This window comes from Microcoleus sp. MON1_C5 (genome assembly GCF_036701875.1).
Classification (GTDB): Bacteria; Cyanobacteriota; Cyanobacteriia; order Cyanobacteriales; family Microcoleaceae; genus Microcoleus.
Map to the genome: position 1 here is coordinate 1 of NZ_JAUBRN010000153.1, position 1422 is coordinate 1422.

Sequence of the window (1422 nt, forward strand, 5' to 3'; positions counted from 1 at the left end):
TATGAATAGTACAATTATCCATCACTACACAAGCACCTTTCCATAATTTTGGTACAAGCTTTCGGATGATAAAAGCCCTGACGGGGTGACAACCCCGTCAAAACCCCGATTGAATCAAGGACATAGCCCTCAAACCCCTCTGAAAAAATGGCAGTTTGTTAGGTCTAGCTCTCATTAATTCACCAACTATTTCTTGACAAAACTCCATTCCTATCACCCAAGATTGACCATATAAGCCAATCCAAAAGCTACTATGACGGCGTTCTGATCGCCTGCATTCAGTCAACCGACCAATATACTTATGAACCCCTCCCAGCTTAAGTCTTTGACCTTGGATCACAGCACAAGTGTAGGCAATGGCAATAACTAAAATTAAATTTTTTAAACGCAGCTCGTTGGCGTGACTCTTCTCTAAATTATAACCGCCTGTTTTGCAGTCCTTAAACATCGCTTCAATCCCACTACGACATTTAAAAGTAGCGATCGCTCTCTTCAAGTTTCCTAAATTAGTTAAGAGGTACCAACCTTCATCTTCCCCGTTGCTGCGATATTTACGGCGCCAATAAGCCGCCACATCAAATGTACCAAAACCTTTTTGTTTGGTAACTTTAACTTCTGTCAGGTAAAAGCTAGTACCCGGCAGTAACCCCAAGTCATATAAGTGGGTGTAATCTGATTTTTCTTGTTGGATATAACGCTCCTGCTTAATCCTAAAAACAAACTTTGTGTCCTTCTCACCAAGCCATTTAGCGAGTTTGACACTGCCAAATTCTCTATCGCCTATGATGATGATTTCATAATCTTGTAGTAGCTCTAAAATAGGGCTGATCAGAGCTTGCTGTTCAGACAGGTTACTACTCCCCCTTTTATCCAATAGTTGCCAGTACAAGGGAATACCTCGTTTGTCCCAAATCAGACTAATTACAAAAACATTTTTGGCTCGCCACTGTGTGCGATCGATAGCTACCTTTAAAGGTTGGTTCTTTTTAAATTTTTCCTTCAATATTGCTCGAACGATCGGGAACCACAAGCGTTCTATGTCAAGGCAGTCCGATGTGAGAAATCTTTGTAGGCTGCGCCTGCGACTTTCAAACTGAATCGGATAAGGCCAGACAGAAGCCAATAATTCAATAATAACTTGTTTGTGGAGCTGTAACAAATATACCAGAATTTTTAGGGTCAGGTATTCTGTGGGTTTGAGTTGTTTTTCTAGATGGAGCTGGTAAAATTGAGGTAACATTATTTTTTGGTGGGGCTACTTAACAATTTTGACCCCATCTTTTTTTAGCTCACGTTCGGTAAATCCGCCACGGGTGGGGCTTTTGACGGGGTTGTCACCCCGTCAGATAAAAGCCTCAAATGTAATTGCATCGGTTGTACCTATTAAATTGACTGATGTTAGGACTTCATTGACCGATATAG

1 protein-coding gene is annotated in these 1422 nt (G+C 41.1%); it reads right to left on the minus strand.

The features are described 5' to 3' along the window. Positions 1-97: 97 nt before the first annotated feature. Positions 98-1240: an IS4 family transposase gene (locus QUA71_RS29110; RefSeq protein ID WP_333290479.1), complete on the minus strand. Its 1143-nt coding sequence runs from the start codon at positions 1238-1240 to the stop codon at positions 98-100. Between the last annotated feature and the right edge of the window lie 182 nt (positions 1241-1422).